Annotated in this window: 13 protein-coding genes; 5 read left to right on the forward strand and 8 right to left on the reverse strand. The window is 52.6% G+C overall.

Annotation, left to right across the window (positions count from 1 at the left end; translation table 11 throughout):
- Positions 1-295: 295 nt before the first annotated feature.
- Positions 296-775: a DUF6985 domain-containing protein gene (locus ACO0LN_RS26365; protein ID WP_422979066.1), complete on the forward strand. Its 480-nt coding sequence runs from the start codon at positions 296-298 to the stop codon at positions 773-775.
- A 118-nt stretch (positions 776-893) separates the two neighbouring features.
- Here the strand turns inward: ACO0LN_RS26365 and ACO0LN_RS26370 are convergent, their stop codons facing one another.
- The 5 genes from ACO0LN_RS26370 to ACO0LN_RS26390 all read right to left on the reverse strand — a co-directional run bounded on the left by ACO0LN_RS26370 (position 894) and on the right by ACO0LN_RS26390 (position 7,121).
- Positions 894-2,060, reverse strand: a complete 1,167-nt coding sequence (locus ACO0LN_RS26370) for an ABC transporter substrate-binding protein (protein ID WP_422979068.1) — start codon at positions 2,058-2,060, stop codon at positions 894-896.
- A gap of 30 nt (positions 2,061-2,090) precedes the next feature.
- The gene (locus ACO0LN_RS26375) at positions 2,091-3,296 is read right to left on the reverse strand and encodes a cytochrome P450 (RefSeq protein ID WP_422979070.1); all 1,206 of its coding nucleotides are present in this window, start codon (positions 3,294-3,296) and stop codon (positions 2,091-2,093) included.
- 111 nt (positions 3,297-3,407) lie between these two features.
- Positions 3,408-4,388: an MBL fold metallo-hydrolase gene (locus ACO0LN_RS26380; RefSeq protein ID WP_422979072.1), complete on the reverse strand. Its 981-nt coding sequence runs from the start codon at positions 4,386-4,388 to the stop codon at positions 3,408-3,410.
- Positions 4,389-4,538: 150 nt separating this feature from the next.
- Positions 4,539-5,390: an HDOD domain-containing protein gene (locus tag ACO0LN_RS26385; RefSeq protein WP_422979074.1), complete on the reverse strand. Its 852-nt coding sequence runs from the start codon at positions 5,388-5,390 to the stop codon at positions 4,539-4,541.
- Positions 5,391-5,441: 51 nt separating this feature from the next.
- Complete coding sequence (locus ACO0LN_RS26390) at positions 5,442-7,121, reverse strand: methyl-accepting chemotaxis protein (protein ID WP_422979076.1); 1,680 nt, start codon at positions 7,119-7,121, stop codon at positions 5,442-5,444.
- Positions 7,122-7,531: 410 nt separating this feature from the next.
- On the opposite strand from ACO0LN_RS26390, the gene ACO0LN_RS26395 reads away from it, so the two are divergent.
- Complete coding sequence (locus ACO0LN_RS26395; protein ID WP_422979078.1) at positions 7,532-8,281, forward strand: glycine-rich domain-containing protein; 750 nt, start codon at positions 7,532-7,534, stop codon at positions 8,279-8,281.
- Between the two features lie 17 nt (positions 8,282-8,298).
- Here ACO0LN_RS26395 and ACO0LN_RS26400 read toward each other — a convergent pair whose 3' ends face one another.
- Both ACO0LN_RS26400 and ACO0LN_RS26405 read right to left on the reverse strand, forming a co-directional pair.
- Positions 8,299-8,895: a PilZ domain-containing protein gene (locus ACO0LN_RS26400; RefSeq protein WP_422979080.1), complete on the reverse strand. Its 597-nt coding sequence runs from the start codon at positions 8,893-8,895 to the stop codon at positions 8,299-8,301.
- A gap of 96 nt (positions 8,896-8,991) precedes the next feature.
- Positions 8,992-10,020 carry a GlxA family transcriptional regulator gene (locus ACO0LN_RS26405; RefSeq protein WP_162061349.1) on the reverse strand — a complete coding sequence of 343 codons (1,029 nt, stop codon included), beginning with the start codon at positions 10,018-10,020 and terminating at the stop codon, positions 8,992-8,994.
- 105 nt (positions 10,021-10,125) lie between these two features.
- Here ACO0LN_RS26405 and ACO0LN_RS26410 point away from each other — a divergent pair, with 105 nt between their 5' ends.
- Both ACO0LN_RS26410 and ACO0LN_RS26415 read left to right on the forward strand, forming a co-directional pair.
- Positions 10,126-10,575: a PaaI family thioesterase gene (locus ACO0LN_RS26410; RefSeq protein WP_422979082.1), complete on the forward strand. Its 450-nt coding sequence runs from the start codon at positions 10,126-10,128 to the stop codon at positions 10,573-10,575.
- The gene (locus ACO0LN_RS26415) at positions 10,575-11,117 is read left to right on the forward strand and encodes a PaaI family thioesterase (RefSeq protein ID WP_422979084.1); all 543 of its coding nucleotides are present in this window, start codon (positions 10,575-10,577) and stop codon (positions 11,115-11,117) included. The genes ACO0LN_RS26410 and ACO0LN_RS26415 overlap by 1 nt, the downstream gene beginning before the upstream one ends.
- 428 nt (positions 11,118-11,545) lie before the next feature.
- On the opposite strand, the gene ACO0LN_RS26420 is transcribed toward ACO0LN_RS26415, so the two are convergent.
- Entirely contained in the window at positions 11,546-13,207 is a 1,662-nt protein-coding gene (locus tag ACO0LN_RS26420; protein WP_422979086.1) for a long-chain fatty acid--CoA ligase, read from the reverse strand.
- A 198-nt stretch (positions 13,208-13,405) separates the two neighbouring features.
- Here ACO0LN_RS26420 and ACO0LN_RS26425 point away from each other — a divergent pair, with 198 nt between their 5' ends.
- Positions 13,406-14,806 (forward strand): hypothetical protein, encoded by a 1,401-nt coding sequence (locus tag ACO0LN_RS26425; RefSeq protein WP_422979088.1) that lies wholly within the window; start codon positions 13,406-13,408, stop codon positions 14,804-14,806.
- Positions 14,807-14,861: the final 55 nt, after the last annotated feature.

The raw sequence follows: 14,861 nt of genomic DNA on the forward strand, positions 1-14,861 counted from the left end.
GCACCAACCTGACCGCCTCAATCTTGAATTCCTGCGAATAGCGTGCTCGTTTGTTTTGTGACATGCTTCTCTCCTTAACTGAATTTTAAACCCTCAGTAAGGGATACGTTTTATGCGGGCAAGCTCATTATGCTTTGCATATTAAGAAGACTGGGTTTTCAATATCCTTTGCGATAAAGATTTCTGACATTAGTACCAACTCATTTTGCAGTGTCGTCCGAATTTGAAATACTATTCAGTTAGAAAAGGGATAGTCTTCACTACGTGTGTTGATATAAAAATGTGAGAAAGATCAGTGAAAAAACTAAAGGACCAGATACTAGGTGACCTAAGTTATGAATATGCTTGGACTCGGCCATATCATTGTATTTTCTTGGGTAAAAAAGTAAGCGTTAACCTTGTTGTATCTTGTGATGAAGGTGATGAAATCGATTATAGTCAGCGAGAGGCTTTTCAGCGGTTTGACGAAAAAGCAGACGCATTTCTAGCGCAAGCTGAGGAGGCCATATTTGATTACTACCAAAATAATTGTCAGGAATATAGAGAAAGGTTTGGCATTGAATTTGCTGATGAGATGGCTCCAATTATTCACAGTCAATCACAACTAGGTAATGTCGTTTTTTTCACTGAAATTTTCATCAAGCAGTCATTTGGCGTAAATGAAAGAATAGTTGGCTTGCTTTATGACTGTTCGTGGGAGCCGTCGCTGGGATTGGCAGTAAAATTTGTTGACGAATGTTTGGATGAAGTAGGAGTTCAGGACATAGTTCTTTGATGTTTTCTATGTGGTCAGGGGCAATTCAGCTGTCCTGTATTGCTAGGACAACGGGCGATTGCACACGGCTAATCGCCCCTACTATCATGTAGCGGTTAAAAATTTTTTTCGCCTTACTTTACTCCGCCTGATAAACCCACTTCCCACCCTTGATCTGCACCATGACACGCGCCCTTTGATCCAGGCCCAAGTGATCTGCTTTGCTCATGTTGACAACACCGTTGGTTGTTGCCAAGCCTTGTGTCGCTTCGAGGGCATCACGCAAGGCTGCGCGGAATTCTGCTGTGCCGGGGGCGGCTTTTTTCAAGGCGACGGGGATGGCTTGTTGCAGCAGCAAACCAGCGTCCCAGGCATAGGAGGCAAACGCGGCCAGGCTGCCAGCGCCATAGGTGGTTTCAAACTTGTTGGAGAAATCCAGTGCGGCTTTTTTGACAGGGTTGTTGTCGGCCAGTTGTCTGGCGACCATGACCGGGCCAGTTGGCAGGAAGGTGCCGTCGCAGTCTTTGCCGCAGACGCGCAGGAAGTCGCTGTTGGCGACGCCGTGGTTGTGGTAGATGCGGCCTTTGTAGCCGCGTTCTGCCAGGGTTTTTGGTGGCAGGGCGGCGGGTGTGCCGGAGGCGCCGACGACGATGGCGTCGGGGTTGCTGGACATCAGTTTCAAGACCTGGCCAACCACGCTGTTGTCATTGCGGCTGAAGCGCTCTGTCACCACGACCTTGATTTTCTTGAGCTCGGCATACTTCGTCACTTCAACCAGGAAGGCTTCACCGAGGGCATCTGAGAAACCGATGAAGCCCATGGTCTTGACACCTTTTTTGCTCATGTCTTCGGCAATCGCAATCGCCATCATGGTGTCGGTTTGCGGCGTCTTGAACATCCAGGCTTTATTCGCATCCATGGGTTCTATGATGCGGTTGCTGGATGCGAGGCTGATGGTCGGGGTCTTGCCTTCACCGATGACGCCGAGCATGGCGAGTGAGTTGGGCGTGGTGGTCGAACCTATGATGGCATCGACTTTTTCTTCCGAAATCAGTTTGCGGGTATTGGTCACGGTTTGCGTCGTGTCGGATGCATCGTCGAGGACGATGTACTCCACTTTTTTGCCTGCGATTTCTTTGGGCAGCATGGCTATCGCATTTTTCTCGGGGATGCCCAACGAGGCAGCCGGGCCTGTCGATGAAATAGTGACGCCTATCTTGATCTGTGCCTGTGCATTGAGGCTGGCGCAGAGCATGATCGTTGCTGTCGCAAGCAGGCTTTTCTTGATGTTGATATTTGTCTTCATTTTGTCTCCGTATTTTTGTTGTGAGTCGTTTTATAGTTTGCAGGGTACAGATAAAAAGCCGCGGAAGCGCGCCCGTCCACCTCTGACAGGTGCTGCGCTCAATTCATAATTTGGGAAACGTGCAAGCAGGCGAGAAATCGCCACCCTGCCTTCCAGCCGTGCCAAAAACATGCCTGCGCACTGGTGTATACCGGAGGCGAAAGCCAGATGGCGGTTCGGGCTGCGGCTGATGTCCAGTTTGTCGGGCTCAGGAAATTGCAAGGGGTCGCGGTTGGCCGCGCCTATGCCCAGGCTGATGCGGCTGCCAGCGGCGATAGCGATGTCACCGATGTACGTATCTGCCGTCGTCATGCGGTTGCCCAACTGGTTGGAACTTTCAAAGCGCAGGAATTCTTCTATGGCGGTGTTGATCATTTCTGGCTGGGCGATCAGGCGGGCTTTTTGTTCTGGCCATTCCTGCAGGGCGACCAGGCCATTCCCTATCAGGTTGGTGGTGGTTTCATGCCCGGCATTGAGCAGGAAGACACAATTTTGCAAGAGTTCGGTTTCAGTCAGTTTCTCACCATTGGCTTCGCCTTCTATCAGGCGCGTCAGCATATCGGTTTTGGGGTCACCGGGATGCAAGCGGCGTTGTGCCACCAGTTGTTTCAGGTAATCCAGAAATTCGGCGACACATTGATTGGCATAGGTAAAAAATTCTGGCGTGATGGCGGGCTCCAGGGCACCAAGTATGGCGAGTGACCATTCCCGCAGCGGCTCGCGTTCATCATGCGGCACGGCCAGCAGATTACCGATGATTTCTACCGGTATGGCTGAGGCGAAATCGCTGATGAGATCAACCTCATTCTTGTTTTCCATTTGATCCAGCAAGCCATCCACCAGTTTGATGAGGCCGGGTTCGGTATCGGCCATGGCAGCGGGTGTCAGGCCACCCATGATGAGGCGGCGTACTCTTGTGTGCAGCGGCGGGTCATTGAAGACCAGGCTATTGGTGTGATGTTCATACAGCAGTGAATCACCGTAGCGCGGTTTGAATTCCTGCTTTTTGTCCGAGCTAAAGGTTTTGGCATCCTTATAGACATGCACCAGGTCGGCATAGCGCGTCAGCAGGTAAGAGCCATCGGGCATCTTGCGCACGGGCGTCTGTTCGCGCAGGGCGTGGTAGTAGGGATAGGGGTTTTGGTAAAAATCTGCGGGCAGGTGGCGCAGGTCAAAATCATCACTAATGAGCGGCATTGATGTGACGATATTCTGATACTGAGAAGACATAAAAATCCCGGCAAAGGACAGAGTTTGCACTGTGTCCGATTTGCCGGGTACTGTCAATCAGGCAGATGACAATTCAGATCATGGCAGGGGCGCGTAATTCAATGGCGTCCAGGCATAGCCCTTGCCTTCTTTGCGTACATAACCGAGGGCAGGGAAGGCCAGATGGGCGGCACCTACCAGATAGCCATGCTGCGCTGCATCAGCGTAAGCTTTTTGTCTTTGCGCATAGGCTGCCTTGCTGTCGCTATCGAATTGTATGGTGACAGTGGGGTCGTCAAACTGTACTGCAGCGACGTGCATGAGGTCACCCCACAAAACCAGGGTCTGGCCTTTGCTCTCTACCTTGTAGATGCTGTGGCCAGGGGTATGACCATGGGAGGCTACTGCCTTGACGCCGGGTACCAGTTCGGTGTCACCTTCGAAAGATTTCAGCCTGCCAGTCTGCACATAGGGCTTCAGGATGGCGATGGACTTTTCAAAGCTACCCTTGGCATCACCAGTCGCCTTGTCCAGGTTGGCCTGGCTCAACCAGTAATCGGTGTCATGCTGGTCTATGCGCACGATAGCATTTGGGAACGCTGCCTTGTCACCATCTACGAGGCCACCGATGTGGTCGGCGTGCATGTGGGTGATGTAAATTTCGTCGATTTGCTCAGGCTGGTAGCCGGATGCTTTGAGGCTGGCCTGCAGTTTACCCAGGGTAGGGCCAAAGAAGACACCGGCGCCGCTGTCTATCAATACCAGCTTGCTGCCGGTGTTGATCAGATATGCATTCACCGAAGTTACGAGTGGGCTCTGTTGATGGTATTTGGCGAGTGCCTTGCCAACTTTTTCTGGCGTAGTATTGGTCAGCAACTTATCGACAGGCAGGGATACAGTGCCATCAGACAGGACAGTGACTTCAAAATCACCGAGCATCGTGCGGTAAAAGCCGGGTGCGCTGGTTTTCGCCATCGGTGCCGCAGCATGGGCGCTGATGGCGGGAATGCCAAACACGGCAATGCCAGCGAGGATGGAAGAACTGAACAGGCCGGAACGGAGCAAATTTTTCAATTGCATGGTTTTTCCTTGGAAGATGGCAGAGGATACAGCAGGCTGGCGATTTCGCCATGTCAGCTACTGTGATGGACGACAGTGCAAATACGATAGCTATTATGCCGAATTTCTGCCAACTTCGTTAGAAACCAAAAATGAGGAGATAAGTGAGTGCTAGCTGATCAGGGATGCAGTCAGTGCATCAACTTCTTCTGCCGATTCTGACAGGATGGAAGTCAGGGTACCTTCACCCACCGCAAAATCAATTTCCGAGGCTGACTGGCGTATGCTTTCTGGCGAACGCGGGTCCAGCGGTGATGGTACTGCCGCCAGTTCATTGGCCAGCAAGAGGGTGTCGCCCAGGGTTTCTGGTGGCATGACGCGCATGCCATACCACAGGGCTTCTACTGCCGAGACCACGCGTTTGGGTACCAGCAATTTATTCAGCACAGCGCGGCCTATGAAGGTTTCATCGGTTTCTGCCAGTGCATCAGACGGGGCTGGGTTGGTATCAATTTCCAGCAGGGCCGGGAATTCCTGGGCGCGTGACAGCAGGTAAAAACCACCAACCTCATGCACGATACCGGCAAACAGGGCCGTCTCGGCATCGACCTTGCTGACCTTGCGCGCAATCAGGTGAGCCAGTGCCGCTACATAGGCAGAATGCCGCCACAGTGCTTCCATCTTGTTGCGGATGGCTGGGTCAGAGACAGCAGCACTGAGCTGGCGCATGACGACCGCAGCGGTGACTGAGCGCAGGGTATTGAAACCCAAAATGGTGATGGCCGTGCGGATATTCGTGACACCACCGCCAAAGCGGTTATAGGCAACAGAATTGGCAATGGCAACCACGCGGGCTGACATCAGGGGTTCAGTCATGACCAGTTTTGCGGCTGTTTCTATACCGCAGTCCGGGTCGTCCAGAGCCTGTTGTATCTTTAGCGAGGCGTTGACATTGGTCGGGAAGACCAGGTCACCCTTGCTGGCTTGTTCAACAATACTCTTTAATGCTGCCGTCTTATTCATAATGTGTTTGTTGGAGCAGACCTCAGGCAGGGCGCTGCTCCCCACTATCCGCTAATTTTTATTGAAACCCAGCGCCCTCACTAGTTTACCAGCAGTTGCCTTGATTAAGGAGGGTTCGTCTTCAGTATAGTCGTTACGCACGGGAGTCGCTTGCACTTGCTGTACCCTACGCACGGTATTGCTGGAATTATCGAGTTTGAAGGCTGATACTGCCCTGGCGAGGATATTTGCCTGTTCTTCCATGCTCTCTGCCGCTGCGGCTGCCTGTTCTACCAGCGCGGCATTCTGTTGCGTCATTTCATCCATCTGGGTTATGGCGCGGTTGACTTCTTCTATACCTGAACTTTGTTCCTGCCCGGCTGCGGTGATCTCGGACATGATCTCGGCCACATGTTTGACCGAGCTGACGATTTCATTCATGGTCTTGCCCGCTGCATCCACGAGCTTGCCACCAGCATCAACTTTTTCTACCGAGTCACCTATCAGGGTCTTGATCTCTTTGGCGGCGCTGGCGCTGCGCTGTGCAAGATTGCGCACTTCTGAGGCCACCACCGCAAAGCCACGGCCCTGCTCACCGGCGCGGGCAGCTTCTACCGCTGCATTCAGTGCCAGTATATTGGTCTGGAAGGCAATGCCGTCGATGACGCTGATGATATCGACAATCTTGCGTGAGCTTTCCTTGATGGAGTTCATGGTGTGCACCACCTTGCCGACTTCTTCACCACCCTTGATGGCAAAGTTTGACGCTGAGGTGACCAGGCCATTCGCCTGCCTGGCATTGTCGGCATTGTGTCTTACGGTGGCCGTGATTTCTTCCATGGAGCTGGCGGTTTCTTCGAGTGCTCCTGCCTGAGTTTCCGTACGGGAAGACAGGTCGGAATTGCCAGTAGAGATTTCTACCGCAGCAATGGCGATAGCGTCGGTACCCTGCCTGACTTCGCTGACGATGTTGTGCAGGTTGTCACTCATTTCTTTCAGGGCATTGAGCAACTCGCTGATTTCGTCCGTACCATCTGCCGCTTCACGGAAAGACAGTTCGCCTGCAGCCACACGCTTGGCGATGGAAACTGCATCGCGCAAGGGGGTGGTGATACTGCGTGTCATGAAGATGGAAAAGCCTGCACCAAATAACAGGATGACCGCACCAATGGCGAACAGGGTAACGGTCAGTTGCTTGCCCTTGCTCTCTGCCGTGGCAGACAGTTCAGAGGCCGCCTTGTTCTGGATTTCCACGAGCTTATTGATTTCCAAAATGGCTTTTTGTTGCAATGGATCGACTTGGGTGGCGATCAGTTTGACGGCATCTTCACCGTTGAAGGCCAACAACATCTTCATCGCTTCCTTGATAGGGAAATCGATTTGCTTGTCGAGTTCAGAAACTGCATCGATGATTTTTTTCTCTTCCGCACTCAGGCCCAGGGCGATGAGTTTGCCTCTGGCTTCAGCAAAGCGGGCTTGCTGCTTTTTGGAGATAACATTCTGTTTGTCGCTTTCGCCGAGGTCGGTTTGCAAGCCTATATTGCGGATTGCGATACCGCCTTCCAGCATGCTGCTTTTCATGGTAGCGGCAAGTTCGCTTTTGCTATGAGAGAGTTCTAGGCCTGCAACCATTTCCTTGCGGTTGTTGGCACTGAAGATGCCATCGATGATGAGGATGAGTACCAGGCTAGCCAGTATCACACCAAAGCCCACAGCAAGTCGGGTACCTATGCGCAAGTGACGCAAATTCATAGTGAATCTCCCATAAAGAAGTTCTGCTACTACGAGGTGGTGCCTATTTGAAATCTTTATCTGGCTTTGCTGACATCAACAATCCTGATATGCCACGACATGCAAGCCGCATGCCAGCGCTATTCATGAACTTATTGCGCGACGTTGATGCATCGCTCCAGATGATCATTTAAATGATGTGCAAGATTTCAGATTGGCCCCTAAGAAAAAAACATTTTCATATAACAACATATCAGAGTCCGGGGAAGAGAAAATCTGGTATCTGGTAGCTGTCTTGGAATAAGCTACGGTGCTGGTCACATGGCAGTTACGGTATACCCTTGATTCCATACTATGCCAAAATTGCTTTGCCGCAAAGCACACAAAGTACAAGATTTTGTTAAATTCTATTGATTGTGAGTAAGCTTAATATGCACTTCTTACTAGGTCTTGTAGTACTGTTGTTGACTGCTAGTCTGATTTTCGTCTGGATGCGCTGGCGCCGGGCAGCGCAGGCTGACTATATTCGCACGTATATGTTTCCGCCCGGACTGTTGGAAAGACTACACAAACAGCGTCCCGATCTGAACGTCAAAGACCAGCAACTGGTCGCACGTGCCTTGAGACAGTTTTTCCTGGTGTATCTGAAATCCGGTTTCAAGCATATTTCCATGCCATCACAAGTGGTCGATGATCTCTGGCATGAATTTATACTTTATACAAAAAACTACGAGCAATTCTGTAAGAAAGCTTTTGGCCGCTACATGCATCACACCCCGGCTGCAGTTCTGGGTGCCAACCGGCGTGGTAACGAAGGCTTGCGTCGCACCTGGTGGTTTGCCTGCCTCGAAGAAAATATCAACCCGCGCCGGGCGACACGCTTGCCGCTACTGTTTGCACTGGATGCCAAGTGGAATATCGCCGATGGCTTCCGCTACGCACCCGATTGCAGCGCCTTGCGCAAGAACGGGGATGGCACAGTGTATTGCGGTGGTGACTTTTATGCAGGCAGCGATGGCGGCAGTAGCAGTGACCCAGGCTATGATTTTGGTGATTCCAGCCACCAAAGTAGCCACAGCAGCCATGGCAGTCATGCAGATAGTGGTGGTGGCGACAGCGGCGCTGACAGTTCAGGCTGTAGCGGAGGTTGCGGCGGCGGTTGTGGTGGTGGAGGCGATTAGCGATTGTGTTTTGCTATTTAAGCATTGCCGGGTCTGAGCGCGGCATTGCTGCTTTCCAGCCTGTCCATCAGGATTTTCTTTTCACCGGCATGGAAGTTCAGGAACTCCAGGCCGATGCGGAATGAGAATTGCGACAGTATGGTGTAAACCATCTTGCTCTCGACTTCTATTTTTTGCGCCTGCATGCCCACGTTTAGCGGTGGCAGCGTCATGACCAGCTTGACCTTGCCACTGAAGAAGACATTGTAGTCGCAGAACATGCTGAGACCATTTTCGGAAATATCATTGACTTTGCCGTAATAGCTCAGTTTTTTCCCAGCCTGTTCATGCGTCAGTGTCACTTCCCATTTGACCAGGTAGCGGGTGTGCGAACGTAATAGCTGTGTTCTGACGACATTGAATTTGGCCAGCGTATCCGAGATAGCCGGGTTTTCGGACGGGGGAGTATCTTGCACCAGGATGGCCTCAGCCAAATCCGGAGCGGTCAGGGGTGGTGTCAGGGGTGGTGTCAATAGGCCTGCTTCAGGGGCCACATCCTTCAAAGAAGCCGGCGCTTCTGGCGCTGTCGTTTCAGCGCCATACGAGACTTTTCTTTTTCCGGGTAGCTTGTGCATGCAAAGATTATATCCAGAAAAGCCTCAGAAATAATTTCCACATGGAAATTAAGCTAAATTTCCTTGGGTTTTTGTATGAAATTTGTAGCCTGATTCTCAGGTGCTTGTTGCCAGGCGTCTTGCTGGTCTGAATTGCTCACGATAACTGGCAGGTGACAGGCCAGAATGTTTTTTAAACAGGCGGCGGAATGAGCTGGGGTCGCTATAACCTGTGCGTTCTGCCACTTGTTCCAGTGTCAGGGTAGTAGTTTCCAACAGGCGCTTGGCGATGTCCATCTTGACTTGCTGGGCATAGCTGGCTGGTGTTGTGTCGAGAGTCTGATGGAAGTGGCGTATCACAGTGCGTTCACTGACTGCCAGATGCCGGGCCAGTGCAGGCAGGCGAAAAGGCAGGTGATGATGCAGGCTCAGCCATTTTTGCGCACGCTGCACCAGGATGTTTTCATGCTGGTGGGTATCTTGCTGGGTCAGGCTCAGCATTTGCATATATGGCATTTGCGAAGTGCGGTTGGCATCTATCAGCAAAGTCTTGGCGACGCCACTGGCGATATCCTGGCCACCAAAGCGCTCGACCAGGTGATAGGCAAGATTCAAAAAGCTGGTGGCTGCACCGCTGGTCAGGATATTTTCATATTCATCCAGCACCTCGGACAGGCGCAGGCTGACTTCAGGATAACGGGTCTTGAATGCTCTTTCCAGCCACCAGGTTGTTGTTGCATGGCCGCCATCCAGCAAACCAGCCTCTGCCAGCAAAAACGTGGCGCTGCAATTGGCGGCCAGCACACAACCCTGGGCATGTCTGGTTCGCAATATGGGGAAGAGTTCACGCATCGCATGCATGCTGCTGGTCAGGCCGGTAACACCGTTTTCCATGTACAGGCCTGGTAATAAAATGATGTCCGCCTTGCTGTCGGCACGTATGCAGGCATCGGCACCCAGGCTGACCCTGGCAGGTGTCATGACAGGCTTGCCATCGATGGAATGGGTGCTCCAGGTGAACAGCGGATCTACATCATCGACGTTCTTCAGCGACCAGATGGCATTGGCGACCGCAAACACATCCAGCGGGCCAGTGACCGCAGATGCCATGCATTGAGGGTAAAGCCAGACTTCGATATGTGCCATTTGTCGTAATCTGCATCAAAAGAGTCAATACTGACACTGTCAGCGCTTTCCTGCAATAACTAGAATGTAGCCTGGAAAGTAGTTTATATGAGCAAAGGAAAAATGATGTCCTCAGCAGATACTGCCACTAATACAGCCGCAGAAGAACAGGCACAACGCCTGAACCAGTTTGGTGCCAAATTTTTGCCCGGTCACCTGGGTATCAATATCCTGACGGTAGAAAAAGGCAAAGTCACGGCGGAGTTGCCGGTTCTACCACATCTGTTGGCCCCTAACGGCTATCTGCATGCCGGTAGCGTCGTGACCCTGGCCGATACTGCCTGTGGTTATGGTTGCGTCGCCAGCCTGCCTGAAGGGGCGCAGAGCTTTACCACCATAGAACTGAAATCCAATCACCTGGGCACCGCCCGCGCCGGCACCATCAGCGTGGTCGCCACTGCCGTGCACCTGGGCCGCACGACACAGGTGTGGGATGCCGTAGTCAGTTACGAGGGCAAGACGATTGCCCTGTTCCGTTGTACCCAAATGATTTTATTCCCCAGGAAGGATGCATGATGAGTGATGCAAAGAATGACGCAGCTGTGATTTTAAAACAATGGCAGGAACAGGAAGCCGCAGTCCGCGCCCGTATGGCAGAATCCGGCGTGCTAGGCCTGGATCAATTGAAAGCAGTCAGCGGTATCGATTTTTTACGTGGCATCCTCGAAGGAAAATACCCGGTCGCCCACATAGGCAAGACCCTGGATTTCATCCCGGTAGAGGGTGAAGCTGGCCGCATCGTGTTCCAGGGTACACCAGGTTTGCAGCATTACAACCCGCTGGGCAGTGTGCATGGTGGCTATTTCTGTACCCTGCTTGATTCTGCCGTTGGTTGCGCCGTGCAATCAATGCTGCCTGCCGGCGTGGGTTATACCACGCTGGAAATCAAGGTGAATCTGATCCGCGCGATGAATGCCAAGACCGGGCCTGTGCGGGCTGAGGGCAAGGTCATACAGGTGGGCAAGCAGGTGGGTACTGCTGAGGGGCGTATTGTGGATGCGGCGGGGAAGGTTTATGCGCATGCAACGACGACATGTTTGATTTTTCCTTTGCCTTGAGTGACCTATGGGGCTTTGCCAATGAACGGCAATCGTAAGATAAGCGGCAATCTCAGATTCGTCGCTCCAGCGCAGGCTGGAGCCTAGTGGCGTTCGTTGCATACTTGTGTCGTGTGTAAATGTGTTTGCCCTTCGTGGACACAAGCCGGGTCTCGGCCCGGCGGCCGAAGTACTTTCTTTGGTCGCCAAAGAAAGTACTCAAAGAAAGGCGACCCAGGCGTAGACGCCCCCTGAAGGGGGTTCCCGTTTGTGCAGTACAAAAAATGGGAAGATCCGAAACTCGCTCCGCTCAAACAGCGGCTCTTCTTAATCCATTTTCTGTACTGCACAAACGGCGTCTACACATGGGAACTGCAAAAGTCAAAAACAACATCAAATTCAACAGCAACGTCAAAACCAACGACACCACGACCTGAGCTACTTGAAACCTATTTCTTCGCCGCTTCCTTCTCCTGCAGTGTCCGCCACATCACTTTCCCCGTCCCTGATTTCGGCAGACTATCCACAAACTCGACAAACTTGGGCACCTTGTAAGCGGCCATTTTTTCATGTGCCCAGCTCATGATGTCTTCTGCAGTCACGTCGCTGCCCGGTTTTTTGACAACCACGGCTTTGACGGTTTCGCCTCGGTAGGCATCGTGGGCGGCGATGATGCAGCATTCTTGTATTGCCGGGTGCTGGTACATCATGGATTCGACTTCGGCGGGCCAGACTTTGAAGCCGCTGGCATTGATCATGCGTTTCAGGCGGTCAGTGAAGAAGAAGAAACCTTCCGGGTCCATATAGCCGAGGTCGCCTGAGCGGAAGAATTTTTTGCCGTCGAGTTCAGCAAAAGAGTCGGCGGTTTTTTGCGGGTCATTCCAGTAACCCTGGAAGACTTGCGGGCCGTGTATCCAGATTTCGCCAGTTTCCCCCTGTTTGACTTCTTGCAGCGTGGTCGGATCGACGATGCGGGAATCGACGTTGAAGTAGGGCATGCCCAGGCATTGCTGCTTCATGCGTTGTGGTGGGTTCAGGTGGGAAGGGGCCATGGTTTCTGACAGGCCATAGCCTTCCATATACACTTGGCCTGACAATTCCAGCAGCTTTTGTGCGATGGCGGCTGGCATGGCCGCGCCACCACCAGATACCCGGGTCAGTTTGGAAATATCATATTCGGCCAGTCGTGGATTCGACAAAAAATCGATCATCATCGACGGCACCAGGGTCCAGTTGCTGACGGCATAGCGGGTGATCAACTGGCCAGCGGCGTCTTTATCCCAGCGCGGCAAAATGACCAGGGTGCCGCCGCAATAAATCATGGCATTCATGACTGACTGCATGCCGGTGACATGGAAGAAGGGCAGTACGGCCAGTGCCACATGGGTGGCGACGATGGCACCCGACCAGGTCGGGCTGCCGACGATATTAAACATGACCGAGCGGTGATTATGTATGCAACCCTTGGGTTTGCCGGTCGTACCCGAGGTATAGGGCATGCAGGCCAGGTCATCTGGCCCGGCGGCATGGGGGCGCGGCTGGTGGCCCGCAGTGATTGCAGCCTGCCAAGTGGTGACGCCAGCTTGCTCAGCCACCTGGCGTTCTGCCTTCACGAAGTCGGGGATGGTCAGCGTCGTCGCCGCAGTCAGATGATCGGAGTAAGTGGCTACTACGGCATGTTGCAAGATGCTGTGGCCCAGCAGGGGTTGCATGCGCGGGAAAATTTCCTGTGAGACCAGCGCGGTTTTGGCACCGCTGTCATCGATGTAATGCGCGAGTTCATCGGTCATCAGCATGGGGTTGACCGGCACGACCATGGCATCGGCACGCATGATGGCATAGAAGCCGATGACAAATTGCGGGCTGTTTTGCATGTTCAGCAAGACCCTGTCGCCTTTTTGCACGCCGCATACTTCTTGCAGATAGCCCGCCAGGGCCAGCACTTCTTCGTGCAGTTGGCCGTAAGTGATGACGGTGTCATAAAAGATGATCGCCGCCTTGTCCGGGTAACGCAGGGCAGATACTTGCAGATTTGAATACACGCTGGCTTCCGGCGCGATCAGGTGATGCGGCAAGCCTTGCGGCCAATGGGCATAGTGCAGGGTATTCATCGTCAGTCTCCAGGCTGTTTGGAATTTTTTTGATTAGAGTGCCATACCTAATTATTTTTTGCACGGTCGTTCGTAAAAAATTCAAGTTTTTCAGAAACTTGAAACATTTTGTCAACATTTAGCTGAAAGGTATTGCAAACGCTGGCATGAAGCTACAATGTTAAGCATTCCCCTATTCAGCAAGACATCGGAGTCAGCGTGGTTCAGCAAATCAAAACAGCCCTAATCGTTTTTTCCAGCCTGGCTATGGTGGCCTGTGGTGGAGGCAGTGGCGGTAGTGGTGGTACCGCGGGTACAGGCACTCCTACGGCCAATCCCATGGCAATTGCCGTCCCAGATGCCCTGACTGTGATCAATGGCAATCCTCTGAGCCTCAACGGTCAGGCCAGCAGTACCGCCGGTATCATCACGAATATGTACTGGCAGGTAGAAAACCTGACCTTGTCGGCCAACCCGCTGGCAGCGGTGACAAATGCTGACTGCAAGACCATCAGCAAGAGCAGCACAGGGGCAGATGCGAGTTGCGTGCTGCAAGTGACACCGCCGACCTTGTTGACGGCGGACTATACCTATAAATTCACGCTCAATGCGGTTGATGCCAAAGGCAATACAGTCAAGGCATCCACAACTTTGCTGGTCAAGCAGGAAGCCTCTGCCACGGCCAATCCGGTAGCCAAGGTCAGCGGTAACACAACAGCTGCGTCAGGTGACAAGGTCAGCTTGAGTTGTGCCGGTAGCGGTGGTACGCCAGCGGCAACAGGCGAGCCCTACTCTTATCAATGGGTAGTCAGCGATGCTGTCGGTACTACTATCACCCTGGCACCGACAGATGCTGCCGCGACCAGCTTTACCGCGCCGGTAGTGAAAGAATCCACGGCTTTGAAAATCCAGTGCCGCGTGACTGATGACAAGCAAAAAGTTGGTACCGCAACCCAGACCGTGACAGTAGCGCCGATTGTCAAACCTACAGTCGTGCCTATCTCTTACAGTGGTGGTGTGGTGGCGGCTGGTTCCACTATCACGCTTGATGGCAGCAAGTCAGTCAAATACGATGCGAATGGCAAGGTCGATAGCAGCACGCCTATCTATTATTACTGGAAGCAAAAATCAGGTCCTTCGGTAGAAATCTTCAATGCCTTCAGCAGTGTCGCCAGCGCAGCCCTACCCAAGTTTGTCGATACCCGTACGCCTTTTGTATTTACCCTTAATGCATCCAATTCCGTCATCCAGCCCGGTGGCTTTTCGCTGGACCCGCTGGTGCAACTGGACGTAGTATTTTATGTCGATCCGCTGCCACCTATCTCGCTGGTGTCGTATACACCGGTGCAGTTGGTGCTGACCAATAGTGCCGTGACCCTGAAAGTCGATGCACCCTCGAACACCAGCAATATCATCTATTACAGCTGGACGCAGATTGCCGGACCTACTGTTGCAATCGCTGGTGCAGGTACCAGCAATGCCGGGTTCATCGCGCCTGCTACACCGGGCACACTGATTTTCCGTGCCACGGGCAGTTACCAGCCAATTACGGTGGCCAATCCAGGTACTGCTTCGATTGATGTCATTGTTACGGTACAGGCACCGGCGGTAGCTAAGTAATATCTTGAAATAACAGCTTGAAATAAGGTCTTGAAATAACGGCCTGGAATAAAGC

The sequence above is a fragment of the Undibacterium sp. TC9W genome (assembly GCF_049339865.1).
Lineage (GTDB): Bacteria > Pseudomonadota > Gammaproteobacteria > Burkholderiales > Burkholderiaceae_D > Undibacterium.

Coding starts and splice junctions, on each gene's coding strand:
- ACO0LN_RS26370 (WP_422979068.1), bottom strand. CDS start 2,060: ATGAAGACAAATATCAACATCAAGAAAAGCCTGCTTGCGACAGCAACG.
- ACO0LN_RS26375 (WP_422979070.1), bottom strand. CDS start 3,296: ATGCCGCTCATTAGTGATGATTTTGACCTGCGCCACCTGCCCGCAGAT.
- ACO0LN_RS26380 (WP_422979072.1), bottom strand. CDS start 4,388: ATGCAATTGAAAAATTTGCTCCGTTCCGGCCTGTTCAGTTCTTCCATC.
- ACO0LN_RS26385 (WP_422979074.1), bottom strand. CDS start 5,390: ATGAATAAGACGGCAGCATTAAAGAGTATTGTTGAACAAGCCAGCAAG.
- ACO0LN_RS26390 (WP_422979076.1), bottom strand. CDS start 7,121: ATGAATTTGCGTCACTTGCGCATAGGTACCCGACTTGCTGTGGGCTTT.
- ACO0LN_RS26395 (WP_422979078.1), top strand. CDS start 7,532: ATGCACTTCTTACTAGGTCTTGTAGTACTGTTGTTGACTGCTAGTCTG.
- ACO0LN_RS26400 (WP_422979080.1), bottom strand. CDS start 8,895: ATGCACAAGCTACCCGGAAAAAGAAAAGTCTCGTATGGCGCTGAAACG.
- ACO0LN_RS26405 (WP_162061349.1), bottom strand. CDS start 10,020: ATGGCACATATCGAAGTCTGGCTTTACCCTCAATGCATGGCATCTGCG.
- ACO0LN_RS26410 (WP_422979082.1), top strand. CDS start 10,126: ATGTCCTCAGCAGATACTGCCACTAATACAGCCGCAGAAGAACAGGCA.
- ACO0LN_RS26415 (WP_422979084.1), top strand. CDS start 10,575: ATGAGTGATGCAAAGAATGACGCAGCTGTGATTTTAAAACAATGGCAG.
- ACO0LN_RS26420 (WP_422979086.1), bottom strand. CDS start 13,207: ATGAATACCCTGCACTATGCCCATTGGCCGCAAGGCTTGCCGCATCAC.